Here is a 17,523-nt window from a genome sequence, read left to right as displayed (position 1 = left end):
CGTAGATTCAGCGGGCGTGTCGAAGTAACTAAATAAACATAAAACCGAGGAGGCAATTCTCATGATCAAGCGAATCGCGCTGGTGGCTGCGGCTGCTGCGTTCTGTGCACAATCCGTCTATGCCGGTATGGACGAGGCAAAAAATTGGGTGGACAACGAATTCCAGCCGTCTTCACTGTCGAAATCAGAACAGATGAAGGAAATGGAATGGTTTATCAATGCTGCCAAGCCGTTCCAGGGTATGGAAATCAACGTTCTGTCCGAAACCATTCCAACCCACGAATACGAGTCCAAAACCCTGACCAAGGCGTTCGAGGAAATCACCGGGATCAAGGTTAATCACCAGTTGCTCGGCGAAGGCGAGGTGGTGCAGGCAGTGCAGACCCAGATGCAAACTCAACGTAACTTGTACGATGCTTACATCAATGACTCGGATTTGATCGGTACTCATTCCCGCTTACAGCTGGCGGTGAACCTGTCGGACTGGATGGCGGGCGACGGTAAAGACGTCACCAATCCGATGCTTGACGTTGATGATTTCGTTGGCCGATCCTTCACCACCGGACCGGATGGCAAACTTTACCAGTTGCCCGATCAGCAGTTTGCGAACCTGTACTGGTTTCGCAAGGACTGGTTCGATCGTGCGGATTTACAGGAAAAATTCAAAAGCATGTACGGTTACGACCTTGGCGTTCCGGTTAACTGGTCGGCCTATGAAGATATCGCCGAGTTCTTCTCGGTACACGTCAAGGAAATCGATGGCGTTCGGGTCTATGGCCACATGGACTACGGCAAGCGCGCACCTGACCTGGGTTGGCGCATGACCGACGCCTGGCTATCGATGGCCGGTGCCGGCAGCAAGAGTCTGCCGAACGGAATTCCCGTCGACGAATGGGGCATACGCATGGAATCCGGCAGCTGTAACCCGGTCGGCGCATCGGTTTCCCGCGGTGGTGCCGCCAACGGCCCGGCTGCAGTTTACGCGATCCGCAAGTGGGACGAATGGCTGCGCAAATATGCACCACCGGGCGCCGCTAGTTATGACTTTTACCAGTCGCTGCCAGCGCTTTCGCAAGGCAACGTGGCCCAGCAGATCTTCTGGTACACCGCGTTTACGGCATCCATGGTGGCTCCGCAGAGTGCCGGCAACAATACCGTTGACGGTGATGGAAATCTGCTCTGGCGGATGGCACCTTCGCCCCACGGACCCTACTGGGAAGAAGGTCAAAAACTCGGCTACCAGGATGCAGGTTCCTGGACCCTGTTCAAGTCAACCCCGGTTGATCGTCGCAAGGCGGCCTGGCTGTATGCCCAGTTCGTGGTTTCAAAAACAGTCGACGTCAAGAAAAGCCATGTTGGACTGACCTTCATCCGCGACACCACGATCAACCACGAGTCGTTCACCGAGCGCGCCCCGAAACTGGGAGGATTGGTGGAATTCTATCGCTCGCCTGATCGCGTGTTGTGGTCACCGACCGGTGTCAACGTACCCGACTACCCGAAGCTGGCCCAAATCTGGTGGCAGCAAATCGGGGATGTAAACTCGGGCGCTTTCACACCGCAGCAGGCGATGGATCGTCTCGCGGAGGAAATGGATCTCGTCATGTCGCGCATGCAGGCCGCGGACGAGAAAGCGGGTACTTATGGTGGCTGCGGTCCACGGCTCAACAAGGTATCGGATCCATCAGTCTGGCTAAACAAGCCCGGATCACCGAAAGCCAAGGTTAACGAAAAGCCCAGGGGGCAGACCGTCAACTACGACGAGTTAATCAAACGCTGGAAGAACTAACGGTCTGGGGATAGACCGTTGAACATGATTGCCGCCGGGGCTCGTTAAACAGGGCTCCGGGGGTGGTCTGCTCTCAAATTTCTGTGAAACCACGATGAGCACCGATATCAGCAGTCGACAGCATCTGATCATGGACTATATCCGTGAGCATGGATCGGTTCAGGTCGACCAGTTATCGAATCACCTGCGGGTAACGCCACAAACCATTCGCCGTGACCTGAACCAGCTGTATGAACAACAGCTGCTGCAGCGGGTTCACGGTGGCGCAGTGGTCAAAGACAATGTCGAAAATCTCGGCTACGGTGCTCGTAAAATCCTGATGCGCGAGGAAAAATCCGAGATTGCCCGCCGTGCGGCCGAGTTACTACCCGACAATTCTTCACTGTTCATCAACATCGGCACCACCACCGAGCGCGTCGCCGAATATCTTTACGACCGCAGCGGGATGCTGGTGATTACCAATAACATCAACGTCGCCAGTATGCTGTGGCCTGCCCCCAGCCTCGACGTCATGATCGCGGGTGGTGCAATTCGGAGCTCTGATGGCGGAATCGTTGGTTCCAGCGCCGAGGAATTTATCGACAACTTCAAGGTTGACTATGCCATTATCGGTTGCTCGGCGATCGACAGCGAGGGCGAGTTTTTCGACTTTGACCTCAGGGAAGTTCGCGTCACGCGGGCGATCATTCAGCATGCGCGCTCGGTCATACTGGTCACCGACTCGATGAAGTTTGAACGTCATGCGCCAATTCGAATTGCGGGTGTTTCGGCGATCGAAACGCTGGTTACGGATGACGGCATTCCCGACGAAGCGATCCGGCTGTGCCGCGAGTACGATGTCAATCTTGAAATCATTAAACGCGCCCACGCGACTGAAAAATTGGCGGGAAGCGCTTAAATGGCGATTGAATTACGCCAGGTTTCACTGCGAGTTGGTGCTGAGACCCATATCTACGAAACCGATTTGTCGCTAGAACCCGGCCAGTTCAATATCCTGCTGGGTACCACGTTAAGCGGCAAGACCTCGCTGATGCGCCTGATGGCAGGACTGGAAAAACCGACCCGTGGTGAACTCTGGGTCAATGGTGAAAACGTCACCGGAATACCGGTGCAAAAGCGCAGCGTTGCAATGGTTTACCAGGCCTTTATCAATTACCCGAGTTTCAGCGTTTACGACAACATCGCTTCACCGTTAAAGGTTGCCGGATTACCCCGACAGGAAATTAATGAAAAGGTGCGTCGCTTTGCCGACCTGTTGAAACTGACACCCATGCTCGACCGCCTGCCGAGTGAACTTTCAGGTGGTCAGCAACAGCGCACCGCGCTGGCGCGGGCACTGGTCAAGGGGGCCGAACTGGTGTTACTGGACGAGCCGCTTGCGAACCTCGATTACAAGTTACGCGAAGAGCTGCGCGACGAACTCCCGAGGATGTTTGCCGATACCGGTGCCACGGTCGTCTATGCTACCAGCGAGCCGCTCGAGGCACTGATGCTCGGGGGTTACACGGCGACCCTGGACGAGGGGCGGGTGGTACAGTTCGGCAAAACCTCGACCATTTATCGCCATCCCGAATCGCTTGCGAGCGCCCGGGTTTTCTCCGACCCGCCGGTTAATATCGCCTCGATCGAGAAACGTGGTGAGACCGCCTACCTCAGTGACGCGGTGAGCTGGAGCGTGCCACCCAGGCTCGCCGAGATGCCCGACGGAGCCTATAAAATCGGTTTGCGGCCGCACCATTTATTACCCGTTGGCGAAGGTGTCGAAGTCGATGGCGAGGTTCAGATTGCCGAGATTAGCGGCTCTGAAAGTATCATTCGCGTCATTATCGAAGGCAATAACTGGGTTAGCGAGGCGCACGGTATTCACGGCTACGAATTTGGGGAGAGCGCCAGTTTTTTCTTCGATTCGAATCGCTGCCTGTATTTCGACGCCAACGAAATGTTAATCGAAACACAGGTGTAGCATGTCGCGAATCGAGTTTAAGGACGTACGCCATGCCTATCCCCCGCCACCGGGCCAGGCACCTGTATACGCGCTCAAGGAAGTCAGCCAGGTATGGGAAGATGGCGGTGCTTACGCGCTGCTCGGTCCCTCAGGCTGTGGCAAAACGACCTTGTTAAACATTATTTCGGGGTTACTGACACCGTCAGAAGGTTCGATTCTGTTTGACCATCAAGAGGTGACCCAGCTGCCTACGGCCGGTCGACATATTGCACAGGTTTTCCAGTTTCCGGTGGTCTACGACACGATGACCGTGTTCGATAACCTGGCATTTCCACTGCGCAATCGAGGTATGCCGGAAGCAAGGATCCGGGAAAGAGTTACCGAGATCGCCGACATGCTGGACCTGTCCGAGCGATTGCAGCAGCGTGCTTCGGGTCTGACTGCGGACGGCAAGCAAAAAATTTCCCTGGGCCGGGGTCTGGTGCGCGAGGATGTCAACGCAATTCTGTTCGACGAGCCACTGACGGTCATCGACCCGCATTTGAAATGGCAGCTGCGCTCGAAGCTCAAGGAGCTGCATCAACAGATCGGGGTTACGATGATTTACGTTACCCACGATCAGGTCGAGGCGCTAACCTTTGCCGATCAGGTCATCGTCATGCATGACGGCGGGGTGGTTCAGGTCGGCAGCCCCGTAGAATTATTTTCCAGGCCCAAACACACATTCGTTGGCTACTTTATTGGTTCACCCGGGATGAACGTACTGCCCTGCAGGCTAGAAAACGGGCAACCCGTATTTGGGAATAATCCGCTCTCGTCGGATTATCCGGCCGATACCGATTTGAGCGGTAAACTCGAAATCGGTATTCGGCCGGAGTTTGTTCGTTTCGGCGATGACGGGATTCCGGTCGAGATTCAGAAAGTTGAAGACCTCGGGCGCTTCCAGGTGGTGACCGTCAAACACGAATCCGAGCAAATCAAGATGCTGGTTGCAGAAGACCAGGCAATACCCCCGGAAAGCCCGATGATTCAATTCGATCCCGCCAATCTCCACATTTATCGCGATGACTGGGTGGTGGAGGCGAAAGGTGCGTAAAACCACCAATCAAAAAGCCTGGTGGCTGGTGGTGCCGGTATTACTACTGGTGGCATTCAACGCATTCATCCCGCTGATGACGGTCGTCAATTACTCGGTGCAGGAAACTTTCGGTAATAACGCTTTTTTCTGGGAAGGCGTCACCTGGTTCGAGAAGGTACTGCGTTCCGAACGTTTTCACGATTCGCTACTGCGACAGTTGTTGTTTACCGGCATGATAATCTCGATCGAGGTCCCGCTCGGGATCGCGGTCGCACTGTCGATGCCGCGCAAGGGACCATGGGTCTCGGTCTGCCTGGTGCTGATGGCGCTGCCGTTGCTGATCCCGTGGAACGTCGTCGGTGCGATGTGGAACATTTTCGCGCTACCCGACATCGGCCTGCTCGGGTACAGCCTGAACTCGATAGGTTTTGACTACAATTTCACCCAGCAACCAGTATCTGCCTGGATGACGACTGTAGTTATGGATGTCTGGCACTGGACTTCCCTGGTGGTGTTACTTTGTTATGCCGGGTTGTGTTCGATTCCCGATGCCTACTACCAGGCTGCGCACATCGATGGCGCCAGTCGCTGGGCGGTATTTCGTTATATCCAGTTGCCGAAAATGAAACGGGTACTGACCATTGCGATCCTGTTGCGTTTCATGGACAGTTTCATGATATACACCGAACCCTTCGTACTGACCGGAGGCGGCCCGGGCAACACCACCACCTTCCTGTCGATCGACCTGGTCAAGATCGCGCTCGGGCAATTCGATCTCGGCCCCGCGGCGGCGATGTCATTAATCTACTTCCTGGTCGTGTTGCTGATTTGCTGGGTTTTTTACACCGTGATGATGCGCAACGAGGAGCAATGACCGCATGAATAGAAAATGGGTTTTGCCAACCCTGTATATCCTGTTCCTGATGCTGCCGATCTACGGGCTGCTGTCGATGTCGTTTAAAACGACCAACGAAATTCTGGGCGGGTTTTCATTTTTTCCACAACAGTTCACGCTAGAAAACTATACCAAGATTTTTACCGATCCAACCTGGTATAACGGTTACATCAATTCGCTGATTTACGTGGTCATCAACACTTTCATTTCGGTTTCGGTCGCGCTACCCGCGGCTTACGCGTTTTCACGCTATCGTTTCCTCGGTGACAAGCATCTGTTCTTCTGGTTATTGACCAATCGTATGGCGCCCCCGGCCGTGTTTGCACTGCCATTCTTCCAGCTTTACTCATCGATCGAGTTGTTTGATACGCATATCGCCGTCGCGCTCGCGCATTGCCTGTTTAACATTCCGCTCGCGGTATGGATTCTCGAGGGCTTCATGTCCGGGATTCCGAAAGAGCTCGATGAAACCGCCTATCTCGACGGCTACTCCTTCTGGCGATTTTTTATTCGTATTTTTATCCCAACCATCGCAGCCGGTATCGGCGTCGCCATGTTCTTCTGCTTCATGTACTCGTGGGTGGAACTGTTACTGGCAAAAACCCTGACCTCGGTTGAAGCCAAGCCCATTGCAGCGACCATGACGCGAACGGCAAGTACCTCGGGTTACGAACTTGGACTGTTGGCCGCCGCGGGTTCGCTCACCATCATACCGGGAGCGTTTGTCATTTACTTCGTGCGCAACTACATCGCCAAGGGTTTTGCCCTGGGACGTGTTTAGTCAGATGGGTGCCCCGTGTTAGATTTATCCTGGATGGCATGGACCTGGCCGACCGCCGCGTTTTTCATAACGTTGGTGGGGTCAATCGTCACCATGGGCGTCTGGGAAAAATTCAGCCCCGGGGGTAATCCACGCCGCGGTATATTCGGCATCGATACGACTCGTGGTGATCGCCTCTTCATTTCATGGTTGGGCACGGGATTTATCAACCTGGGATGGCTGGCCTTTATCGGCACCCCGCTATGGGGCGCGCTGGCGTTGGCAATTGGCTGGTTCGTCTTTGTTTTCAGGAAAGTCTGAATTGGCTGTAAATTTGAATCACAGGGAGCCGTGTCGGTAAATCGATGGACCTGCGTAACGGCAATATTGCGCGCCTCGAAAATGAAGCCTTTGAAGTTCTGATTGTGGGTGGTGGCATCAACGGTGCGGTAACGGCTGCGGCACTGGCAGCACGTGGGGCAAGCGTCGCGCTGATCGATGCCGGAGACTTTGCCGGTTTCACCAGCCAGCAATCCTCCAACCTGGTCTGGGGCGGTATCAAGTACATGGAAGGCTATGAGTTCGGCCTGGTTGCGGGACTGTGCAAGTCGCGCAACGAGTTGCTCGACAGCTTTCCCTCTACCGTCAAGGAAATTCGCTTCCTGATGACGGTCAACAAACGTTTTCGATTTCACCCCTGGATTATCTTGGCAAGTACCTGGCTCTACTGGTTGCTGGGCCGGGGTAAAACTCGCACACCAAAGCTGGTTTCACCGCGTCGTTTAAAGCAGATCGAACCCTTAATCAACACGGGCATAAGCAGCGCCGGAATCGAGTACTCAGATGCGTTTCTGCATGATAACGACGCTCGCTTTGTATTCAACTTCGTGCGCAGCGCACTCGACAACGGCTGTGTTGCGGCCAACTATGTCAAATCTGAAGGAGCGACCCGCGATGCGAATGGCCACTGGATCACGCAGGCACAGGACCAGATCAACGGCAACTCGTTTGAAATTCGCTCCAGAATCCTGATCAATGCGGCGGGTGCCTTCGTCGACAGCCATAATGCGCTCACCGGCGTCGAGACTGAATACCAACACGTTTTATCGAAAGGCATCCATCTGATCGTACCGCAGATTTCGGAAAATCATCGCGTGCTTGCATTTTTTGCCGACGATGAACGCCTGTTCTTTGCAATACCCATGGCAAACCGGACCTGCATCGGTACTACCGACACGAAGGTTGACGATCCTGTCCCCGCGGTAACCGATGAGGATCGTGATTTCGTGCTATCGAACATAAATGCCCGACTCGATCTACCCACACCGCTAGTACCCGGGGATATTATTGCCGAGCGCTGTGGCGTACGGCCATTGGCAACACGCAAGCTCGGCGATAATTCGATTGACGTCCAGCAACTATCGCGCAAACACGTGATTGAGATGTCCGCCGGTCAGAGTCACATCAGTATTTTTGGTGGCAAATTGACTGACTGCCTGAATGTCGGCAACGAGATTTGTGCTTGCGTCGCCGAACTCGGCCTGAAACTGGATCATGTCGAGAAATGGTATGGGGAACCCGATGATCAGGCACAACAGGCTTATTTCAAACGTGCAAGCAAGCTGGGGCTCGATGAATTTTTCGCCAACGACACCTGTGAACCCTTAAGCAGGCGCTTGTGGCGCCGCTATGGCGCACAGGCCGAGACCCTGCTCAACGCGATTGAGCGGAACCCCACCCTGACAGAGCCGTTGATTGAAAACACCGGCATCCGCCGTTGCGAAATAGAATACCTGGCGCACAATGAAATGATCGTCAAACTCGAAGATTATCTCAGGCGCCGCTCCAAGATCGAGTTGCTGGTGTCGCGTACGACACTGCAACAATCGGCAGGTCTGTTCGAGGCCTGCGAAAAGCTATTTGGCAACGAGGCAAAGGCACGTTTCGATGAGTATTTTGCGAAATAGTCTCATTCTCTCGCGAACCTGCGCGGCCCGGCGGGAATATTTGATTCACGGCGACATTACAAGATCCCGGCGGTCCGACGTATCGGTCAAGCCCGGGATGACGCATAAACTTTGCCGTCATTCCCGCATAAGCGGTGGTCCGACATATCGGAATCTCGATATAATGCGATGATTGCAAGAGCCCGAGTCGAGTTCGGGATGACAGCACAGAGGATTTTTAGATGAGTCAGTATATTCTCAGCATCGACCAGGGCACCACCAGTTCACGGGCCATGCTGTTCGACGAAAACGGGCATGCCTGCTTTACCGCACAAAAGGAATTTTCGCAGCATTTTCCGAGGGATGGCTGGGTTGAGCATAACGCAGAAGAAATCTGGACGACAACACTGACAGTAGTGCGTGACGCTCTTGAAAAGGCGGGTACCGACAATCGCGAAATCGCCGCGATCGGCATTACCAACCAGCGCGAAACTACCGTGGTCTGGGACCGTTCCAGCGGCGAGCCGATCTACCACGCGATCGTGTGGCAGGATCGCCGCACCGCCAACTATTGCGAAACCTTGCGCGCCCAAAACCTGGAAGCTATGGTTACCGCAAAAACCGGGCTACTGCTAGACCCTTATTTTTCCGGCACCAAGGTTAACTGGATTCTCGAAAATGTCGAGGGCGCACGAGCCCGTGCCGCCAAGGGAGAACTGGCTTTCGGTACGATCGACAGTTTCCTGATCTGGCGCCTGACTGGCGGCAAGGTTCATGCCACCGACGCTACCAACGCTTCTCGCACGCTGATGTTCGATATCCATACACAGCAATGGGATACCGAACTACTCGACATGCTTGACGTTCCCGAGTCACTATTGCCCGACGTTCGCGACTGTGCTGCTGACTACGGGGTAACCAGCAAGTCATTGCTGAGCGTCGAAATTCCAATCGCGGGTGTTGCTGGCGATCAACAGGCCGCGCTCGTCGGCCAGGCCTGTTTCGAAACCGGAATGATCAAGAGCACCTATGGCACCGGTTGTTTCATGATGCTGAATACCGGTGCGCAGGCACTGGCGTCAAGCAACAAGCTGTTAACTACGGTTGGCTACCGGCTTGCCGGAAAAACGACTTATGCACTGGAAGGTTCGATCTTCGTTGCCGGTGCCGCGGTGCAGTGGCTGCGCGATGGCATCGGCATCATCGATACGGCGCATCAAACCGAGGCCATGGCCGAATCGCTCGATTCCAATAATGGGGTCTACCTGGTGCCGGCGTTTACCGGTCTGGGTGCCCCGCACTGGGATCCCGAAGCTCGTGGTGCAATATTTGGCATTACGCGCGATACCGGGCCGGCCGAGCTGGTGCGCGCCACGCTCGAATCGATTTGCTACCAGACCTTCGACCTGCTCGAGGCCAAGCGCCGCGACGGTATAACCCCGACCCGGTTACGTGTCGATGGTGGCATGGTACAAAATAACTGGCTGTGCCAGTTTCTCGCCAGCATGCTAGACATCATTGTCGAACGGCCAGTGGAGACCGAAACCACCGCGCTGGGTGCCGCCTACCTCGCCGGCCTGCAGGTCGGATTATTCGACTCGCTTGACGATGTTGCGCGGCGTTGGCAGGCGGAGCGGGAGTTTGATCCCGAAATGGAAGCCCATCAGCGCAGCCTGCTGCTGGCCGACTGGCACGAGGCCGTGATCAAGGTTAAGACCAGCGCCTGAACTAAACCGCCAAAGCCCGGGAGTGGAAACCCGGGCCGCTGGTACGGTTCGGACGGTTTGACTACTGACTTTAAACGGTACTTAAAACAACCTTAGGCGCAGCACATTGCCCATGTAGCAACTCGCTGAATGCCTCGGCGCCATCGGCCAATGGTCGTTGTTCAATCCAGTTCAGGCTGCCAAGCGCACCGCTGTTTAATTTATGCAGCGTGGCGCCCAAATCTAACGGGGTATAGGTATAGGTGCCGATAAACGTGATCTCGCGCAGAGTCATCGCGCGCACGTCCATCGATCCCTTGTTATCCATCAAACCGATATGCACGATAATCCCGCCAGATCGAGTAGCCGGCACCGCCTGCTCGCGCGTGACTGCTCCACCGACCGCGTCAAACACGCAATCGAAGCGTTGTGCCGCTGGCTGTTCAGTAATCGGATCAATCAACTCAAAATCGCAGTGTTGTGCAACCAGTTCGCGCCTCAACGGGTTGGTTTCGGCGACCACGATTTCTTCGACGCCCTTGTCACGCAGTATCAACGCGGTCAGTAAACCGACCGAACCGGCGCCAATGACGAGCGCGCACGATTCGCTCAAGGGCCGACTGACGATCCGCTCGGCGAGCAAAACCGCATGCAGACCGGTCGCACCCGGTTCAGTCAGCGCCGCGTGTTCACTCGGCATTCCTTGCGGTACCGGGATCAGGTTACGCTCGGGAATCGCAATTTTCTCGGCGAAAGCGCCGGCGCGATACATACCGATCAAGTCGCGACTCGCGCACAGGTTCTGGCGTCCGCCGAGACAATCGTCGCAGATCCCACAGGTGATGAGTGGATTCAACACGACCCGTTGCCCGCTATTGCCACCCTCGATGACCGTGCCTACTGCCTCATGACCCAGTATCAAAGGTGGCACCCGCCTCTCGTCGTGTCCAAGGTAGGCGTGCATGTCGGACCCACAGATACCGACAGATTCGATTGCAATTAGCGCATCGCCCTGGTCGGGCGTCGGTTCCGGCTCATCGCGGTAAGTCATCTCCTCGTTGGCGGTGTAAACTAGTGCTTTCATTTTGCGGTGAATCCTCCATCGACCGCCAGGGTCTGGCCGGTAATATAACCCGACGCCGGCGAGGCAAAAAATATGGTAGCTCCCGATAAATCTTCGAGTTCGCCGTTACGCCCGATCGCGGTTTGTTGCGCGAACCGATCCCGGCTCTCGGGATTATCGAATACCGGGGCCGTGAGCTCGGTCGGAAAAAATCCGGGTGCCAGCGCGTTGCAGCAAATACCGTGGCGTGACCAGGCTTCTGCCATGGCGCGTGTCAACTGGCAGATGCCACCCTTGGAAGCACCATAGGGCAGACCATTTGGAAAAGCGCGCGTCGATTGCAACGAGGCAATGTTGATGATGCGGCCAAATTTTCGACTGCGCATCTCTGGTATAAATTCGCGCGTGAAGAAAAATGGAACTGAAAGGTTCAGGTTTATCGTGACATCCCAGCTCTCGATCGATACCTGCTCAACCGGTTCGCGCAGGTTAAGTCCGGCAGCATTAACGATGCCATCGATATGCCCACCCTTGATCGACGACTTGCATTGAGCGGCAATTTCCGCAAGCTGATCGCGCTGTTCAAGGTCGGCGACCACGTAACTGGCTTTGTCAACACCGGTATTAATTTCGTCGACGGCCTCGGCCAACGCGGTTTCGCGTCGCGCCACCAGCACCACACCGGCACCGGCCTGCGCCAGGAAACCTGCCATGGCACGACCGATTCCGGAGCTTGCTCCGGTCACAACAAAGTTACTACCGGCTAGCTTGAACTGGTCAAGAATCGCGGGCATGGCGAGATTTTACTCGATACCCAGTTCGAATTCCTCTCCCGGAAAATACTTATACAGGCGATCATCACCGGAACGCGCATGCCCCTCCATACCCTCGGAACGTGAAATTCGCGCGGTAACCGCACCGACATCGCGATTCGCTTCTTCTGTCATACGCTGCCAGGTCAGTACCTTGATAAATTTGCTGACACTTAAGCCCCCGGTATAGCGAGCCGCGCCCTTGGTTGGGAGGATATGGTTGGTGCCGGAACACTTATCACCATAGGCGACCGTGGTTTCTTCACCGAGAAACAGCGAGCCATAGTTGCTTAAATGCTGCAGCCACCAGTCGAGATCTTCACACTGCACCTCGAGGTGTTCGGGGGCATAATCATCGCTGACCTTGACCGCCTCTTCACGCGTACCGACCACGACCACTTCACCGTAATCACGCCAGGAACTCTCAGCCGTGGAGCGATTCGGCTCTGCCATGCGTTCGATATACTTCGGCATCAGGTCGATCACCTGCTGTGCCAGTTCGGCAGAGGTGGAAACCAGCCACGCGGGTGAATCGAGCCCGTGCTCGGCCTGCCCTGCCAGGTCGCAGGCAACGATTTCCGGATCCGCCGTGTCATCCGCAATCACCAGGATTTCAGTGGGCCCTGCGAACAGATCGATGCCGACTCGCCCATATAGAATCCGCTTGGCCTCGGCGACAAAACGATTACCGGGCCCGACCAGGATATCGGCCGGGTGGCCGGTAAAAAGACCGAAGGCCATTGCTGCGATGCCCTGCACGCCTCCGAGAGAGAGTATGGTATCGGCGCCGGCCAGATCGGCCGCGTAAATAATCGCCGGGTGCACGCCGCGGTCCGGGTGCGTCGGCGAGCAGGCGATAACCTGCTTGACGCCGGCAACGCGTGCCGTGGTGATGCTCATGATGGCCGAGGCTATATGCGCGTAGCGACCGCCGGGAACGTAGCAGCCAGCGGTATTGACCGGGATCAGGCGCTGGCCGGCAAACAGACCGGGCGACAGCTCGGTTTCAAACTCGGTCATACTGGCAAGCTGCGCCTCGGCAAAGCTCTTGACGCGCGCGTGCGAAAATTGAATGTCGTGCTTGGCCTGCTCTGGCACCAGTTCAATCGCCGCATCGATTTCAGCGCGACTGAGGACGATATCCTTGTCCCAGCCATCCAGCTTTTGTGCGTACTCACGCGCTTTTGCTTCACCGCCTTCCTCAATTTCTTGCAGCATGGTGCGCACGATTTGCGCGGTGTCGTCCTCACCCGTGGCCGGGGTCTTGGATGCCTTTTTTACAATTTCTACACTCATTATCTAAATCTCAAACTAAGGGGTTGGATAAAGGTACTCGGGTAACCACAAGGCGATCTGCGGGAAGAAGATAATCAGCAACAAACCGATCACCTGGATCACCATGAATTACATCATGCCGCCATAGATATCCTTTAAGTCCCATTCCGGCACTACCCCCTTCAAAAAATAGGCGGATAGCGCCACTGGTGGCGATAGCCAGGCGGTTTGCAGATTCCCCGCCACGAGAATCGCAAACCAGGTCAGGTTAAAGCCAAAGTCATTCGTTTGTTATAATGGTACTTAAAGTCTCATTTTTGCAATTTTTAAACGGTATTGCAACCAAATTACCTCTTTTTCCCCAGAATCATGTCGGCTGCCTTCTCCGCAATCATGATAGTCGGCGCATTGGTGTTGCCGGATACGATCTCCGGCATAATCGAAGCATCGACTACACGCAATCCATCGAGTCCATGTACACGCAATTCCGGATCGACCACCGCGTCCGCATCGACCCCCATTTTACAGGTACTGGTCGGATGGTAGATTGTCTGGCTGTAATTACGCGCGGCCTCGAGCAGTTCCGCATCGGTCTGAAACTGCCTACCCGGCACATACTCATCGATGACACAATTTCGCAGAGACGGTGCTTCGCAGATACGTCGGGCGACTTTAATACCGCCGACGGCGACCTCGCAGTCGCGCTCGTCGGAGAGATAATTGGGCATCATCGCCGGCGCCTGCAGCGGGTCCGGTGACTTGATCGCAACAGTGCCCCGGCTGTGCGGTCGGAGCTGGCAGACCGACGAGGTGAACGCCGAGAACGGATGCACGCCATCACCGGGTTTGTCCGCCGACAGGGGCTGCATGTGGAACTGGATATCGGGACGCTGCACCGCATCGCTGGAGCGGGTGAAAATCGCGACCTGGCTGGCGGCCAGGGTCAAAGGCCCGGTTCGGGTCAGCACATACTGCATGCCCACCAGCATGCGTTTTACCCAATTGTTCAACTCATCGTTGAGGGTGCGCTTGTTAGTCTTGAACACGAGACGGATCTGCAGGTGATCCTGCAGGTTCTTGCCGACCCCGGGGAGCGCATGCCGTGTTTCGACCCCCACGGCTTTCAGTTGTTCGGGGTCACCGATACCGGAACACTGCAAAATCTGCGGCGAATTGATCGCGCCGGCGCTGAGGATGACTTCGGCACTGGCCATCGCCGAGCGTTGCTGGCCGCCCTGCCGATACTGTAGCCCGGTTACCCGTTTTCCCTCCAGGATCAGCCCGGTTGCCTGGGCGTTGGTCAACACCCGGAGATTCGGCCGTTTTTTGGCGGGTCGGAGGAAACTCTTCGCGGTACTCCAGCGAAAGCCCCGATACGCGGTCTGCTGAAAATAACCGACCCCCTCCTGCTCGGCACCGTTGTAATCCTCGTTGAAAGGAATACCGATTTCGGTCGCGGCCTGGATAAAATGTTCGGCAATCGGTCGTCGCAGGCGCAGGTCCGACACCTTTTGCAACCCACCCACACCGTGAAACTCGTCGGCGCCACGATCGTTGTCTTCCGATTTCTTGAAGTACGGTAGTACCTCTCGAAAACTCCAGCCAGGATTACCCAGCTCGACCCAGCGATTGTAATCCTCCGGCTGACCGCGCACGTAGAGCAAACCGTTGAGCGCACTCGACCCACCGAGCACTTTACCCCGGGGCCACTGCAGCCGACGTCCGGCGATACCCGGGTCCGGTTCGGTCAGGTAACACCAGTCGAAACCGGGATTATGCATGGTTTTGAAATAGCCGACCGGTATGTGCAGCCAGGGGCTTAAATCCCTGCCCCCGGCCTCGACTAACAGCACCTTGTGCGCCGGATTCGCCGACAGCCGATTGGCGAGCACGCAGCCAGCCGATCCGGCGCCAACGACGATATAGTCGAATTGATCCACGAGCCCCCTATCGTTACATGTTTCGATTCGACGATACTATAAGTGCCGCTAAAACGGAACAAATATTCTCGTTTAAGACCCGTTGACGAATCTGTTAGATGGTTCTACTCTGAATAGCTCCATCAAGTTCGGTTTTTGGGATACCGAAATTTATAGGCATTTAGCTCTGTTACTCAATCGCAAAAAGCTGTAATATCGAGACCGAGAGTCTCATTTAAACTAACTCTTGCCGGTTTTCGGCATTGAACTCGGGTCGGACCGCCGGCCCAACAAGCTCCGGGGCGCTGCCTTCAGCCTCGCGGCGCATAACATAACGAAGGCTTTCTTAATTAGAGGAGTAGACATGATCAAACTAAAATATATAGCTGCCTGTACAGCAGCCTTGGCCCTCATGGCATCGTCTGCCATGGCGGCAGAAAAGGCCAAGGTCTTACGTATCCAGTCGGTGCTACCCAACTCAGCTGACGAAGTCGTTATGTTGAAGGAGTTCGGAAAAGACGTCGCAGCCCTGACTAATGGGTCGCTCACCATCGAAGTTCTGCCAGCAGGCGCTGTTGTTGGACCACGCGACATCATAGATGCTGTCGACGCGGGTCTGGTTGAAGGTGGCTTCGCCTGGACACATTATTGGGGTGGTAAGCACGTTGCGGCGAACCTGTTCGGCGCGCCTGTTGCGGGTGCCGGTGTAGGTCTCGATAACATCGCGTTCCTGAGCTGGTTCCAGTACGGCGGCGGCAAAGAGCTGTATGACCGTCTGTGGGATGAAATGGGCGTAAACGTCAAGGGATTCATGTTGCAGCCAGTAGGCCCTGAGGCACTCGGTTGGTTCCCAAAGCCGATCAAGTCGATGGATGACTTCCGTCAAATGCGCTTCCGTGCACCTCCAGGCATGGTTGGTGCCGCATACGCTGAAATCGGTGTTCCAGCGGTTGCCATGGGCGGCGGCGACATCCTGCCCGCGCTCGAGAAGGGTACGATCGACGCAGCCGAGTGGTGCTGCCCCAAGCCAGACTCCGTCTTTGGTTTCCAGAAAGTGCTAAAGCACTACTACCTCCAGGGTCTGCACCAGGTGACCGTGAACGCGGACATGTATGTGAATGGCGATTTCTACAACTCGCTGACCCCGCTTGAGCAAAAAGCCATGGAAGTGGCGGCAAACGCGTCTCTGTCAAAATCCATGTCCTACCGAATCTTTGAGAACGGTAAGGCGTTGAAAGATCTGACGGATAATCACGGTGTTATCCTGGAAGATACTCCTGCGGATTACTTCACCGAGTACATGGCGGCCGCTAAAAAGTCGCTGGAAAAAGCTGCGAAAGAAAACAAGTTCTTCGCAGAAGTGTGGCAGTCGCAAAAGGATTTCGCCGACACCGTGGTACCATTCTGGGCGGGTGCACAGACCTCAAACGCAAGTTTGGGTCGCGCACACGCGGATACACTTAAAAAATAAAAAAAGATTCGTTGCGAGGCCCATCAGGGCCTCGCTTCGAAGTTTCCATAAGGGCCCGGGCCCATTTAAATAATGAGAGCCCAAAAAGGGCAAGAAAAACGAGGGGGAAGTGGGTATGACCAAAGATGAGGCAAACCCAGAAGAGCTTGAGGTAAATCCGGAAGAGCTCGAGATTGCGGACGAACTGATTGCGGAGCGACGTGCCGAGTCACCTGGCGAGACGCCAGAGGATATGACACCCTGGCAACGCCCGATAACCGCAGCCATTGACATCATTAATTACCGGGCGGGTCAGATTATTGCCCTGCTCATGGTACCACTCATTGCCGTAGTGGTGCTCGAAGTCCTTTCTCGTAACTCGTTTGCGATCTTGCAAAATGCCGGGTTCGAAGGTCTCGCCCAGGCCCTTGGGCTTGGCCCCACGCTCTGGGTGTATGACACCAGTCGTATGATAGCCGGGGTGCTCTTCATGGCGGCCGCGGGCTACGGTCTGATGCGCGGTGTTCATATCCGCGCCGACTTCCTCTACCGAAATTGGTCGGCAAAGACACAGGCGACAGTAGATGCAACACTGTACCTCTTGTTCTTTATGCCTTCGATGATCTTCTTCACTATTATAGCCTCGGAGTTCTGGTGGCTCGCCTTTTCAAGAGGTGAAACCATGCAGATCGACAGTGCCTGGGGACCACTTTTGTGGCCCGCGCGCCTGGCGATGCCAGTCGGTGGCTTTCTCCTGATGCTGCAAGGCATCCCTGAGATTTTCCGCGCGTTCCACAAGATGGGTAAAGAGCGCGAGCGCTGGTTCGTACGGGCCTTGCCTGTCTATATAATCGGACTGCTATGGCTCAATCTGGCTATATTCCA

15 protein-coding genes and 1 pseudogene are annotated in these 17,523 nt (G+C 55.4%); 11 read left to right on the top strand and 5 right to left on the bottom strand.

All coding sequences use genetic code 11. The features are described from left to right. Positions 1-61: 61 nt before the first annotated feature. The 9 genes from OES20_07430 to glpK all read left to right on the top strand — a co-directional run bounded on the left by OES20_07430 (position 62) and on the right by glpK (position 10,140). On the top strand, positions 62-1,789 hold the full coding sequence (locus OES20_07430) for an ABC transporter substrate-binding protein (protein ID MDH3634520.1): 1,728 nt from the start codon (positions 62-64) through the stop codon (positions 1,787-1,789). A 94-nt stretch (positions 1,790-1,883) separates the two neighbouring features. After that, entirely contained in the window at positions 1,884-2,687 is an 804-nt protein-coding gene (locus OES20_07425; GenBank protein MDH3634519.1) for a DeoR/GlpR family DNA-binding transcription regulator, read from the top strand. Beyond that, the gene (locus OES20_07420; GenBank protein ID MDH3634518.1) at positions 2,688-3,752 is read left to right on the top strand and encodes an ABC transporter ATP-binding protein; all 1,065 of its coding nucleotides are present in this window, start codon (positions 2,688-2,690) and stop codon (positions 3,750-3,752) included. It begins immediately after the preceding gene. 1 nt (position 3,753) lies between these two features. Further along, positions 3,754-4,830 carry an ABC transporter ATP-binding protein gene (locus tag OES20_07415; protein ID MDH3634517.1) on the top strand — a complete coding sequence of 359 codons (1,077 nt, stop codon included), beginning with the start codon at positions 3,754-3,756 and terminating at the stop codon, positions 4,828-4,830. After that, positions 4,823-5,686, top strand: coding sequence for a sugar ABC transporter permease (locus OES20_07410; GenBank protein MDH3634516.1), 864 nt, complete (start codon positions 4,823-4,825; stop codon positions 5,684-5,686). Before OES20_07415 ends, OES20_07410 begins: the two co-directional genes overlap by 8 nt. A 4-nt stretch (positions 5,687-5,690) precedes the next feature. Continuing rightward, complete coding sequence (locus tag OES20_07405; protein ID MDH3634515.1) at positions 5,691-6,488, top strand: carbohydrate ABC transporter permease; 798 nt, start codon at positions 5,691-5,693, stop codon at positions 6,486-6,488. Positions 6,489-6,521: 33 nt separating this feature from the next. Next, on the top strand, positions 6,522-6,788 hold the full coding sequence (locus OES20_07400; protein MDH3634514.1) for a DUF2160 domain-containing protein: 267 nt from the start codon (positions 6,522-6,524) through the stop codon (positions 6,786-6,788). Between the two features lie 44 nt (positions 6,789-6,832). Beyond that, complete coding sequence (locus OES20_07395; GenBank protein ID MDH3634513.1) at positions 6,833-8,434, top strand: glycerol-3-phosphate dehydrogenase/oxidase; 1,602 nt, start codon at positions 6,833-6,835, stop codon at positions 8,432-8,434. A gap of 221 nt (positions 8,435-8,655) precedes the next feature. Then, complete coding sequence (glpK, locus tag OES20_07390; GenBank protein ID MDH3634512.1) at positions 8,656-10,140, top strand: glycerol kinase GlpK; 1,485 nt, start codon at positions 8,656-8,658, stop codon at positions 10,138-10,140. 70 nt (positions 10,141-10,210) lie between these two features. Here the strand turns inward: glpK and OES20_07385 are convergent, their stop codons facing one another. The 5 genes and pseudogenes from OES20_07385 to OES20_07365 all read right to left on the bottom strand — a co-directional run bounded on the left by OES20_07385 (position 10,211) and on the right by OES20_07365 (position 15,209). Beyond that, positions 10,211-11,203 carry an alcohol dehydrogenase catalytic domain-containing protein gene (locus OES20_07385; protein MDH3634511.1) on the bottom strand — a complete coding sequence of 331 codons (993 nt, stop codon included), beginning with the start codon at positions 11,201-11,203 and terminating at the stop codon, positions 10,211-10,213. Continuing rightward, the gene (locus OES20_07380; protein MDH3634510.1) at positions 11,200-11,976 is read right to left on the bottom strand and encodes an SDR family oxidoreductase; all 777 of its coding nucleotides are present in this window, start codon (positions 11,974-11,976) and stop codon (positions 11,200-11,202) included. Before OES20_07380 ends, OES20_07385 begins: the two co-directional genes overlap by 4 nt. A gap of 9 nt (positions 11,977-11,985) precedes the next feature. Continuing rightward, a complete protein-coding gene (hisD, locus tag OES20_07375) occupies positions 11,986-13,290 on the bottom strand; it encodes a histidinol dehydrogenase (GenBank protein MDH3634509.1) in 1,305 nt (434 codons plus the stop codon). A gap of 15 nt (positions 13,291-13,305) precedes the next feature. Beyond that, positions 13,306-13,545, bottom strand: a pseudogene (locus OES20_07370) (TRAP transporter large permease subunit). Between the two features lie 71 nt (positions 13,546-13,616). After that, positions 13,617-15,209 (bottom strand): choline dehydrogenase, encoded by a 1,593-nt coding sequence (locus OES20_07365; protein MDH3634508.1) that lies wholly within the window; start codon positions 15,207-15,209, stop codon positions 13,617-13,619. 391 nt (positions 15,210-15,600) lie between these two features. On the opposite strand from OES20_07365, the gene OES20_07360 reads away from it, so the two are divergent. Next, positions 15,601-16,659, top strand: a complete 1,059-nt coding sequence (locus tag OES20_07360; protein MDH3634507.1) for a TRAP transporter substrate-binding protein — start codon at positions 15,601-15,603, stop codon at positions 16,657-16,659. A gap of 115 nt (positions 16,660-16,774) precedes the next feature. Continuing rightward, positions 16,775-17,523: TRAP transporter small permease subunit (locus OES20_07355; GenBank protein MDH3634506.1), on the top strand; the 749-nt coding region annotated here is incomplete at its 3' end.

It is taken from the genome of Gammaproteobacteria bacterium (assembly GCA_029862005.1).
Classification (GTDB): Bacteria; Pseudomonadota; Gammaproteobacteria.
Note: the sequence above shows the minus strand (reverse complement) of the source record. Positions and strands in the feature narration are given on the sequence as shown.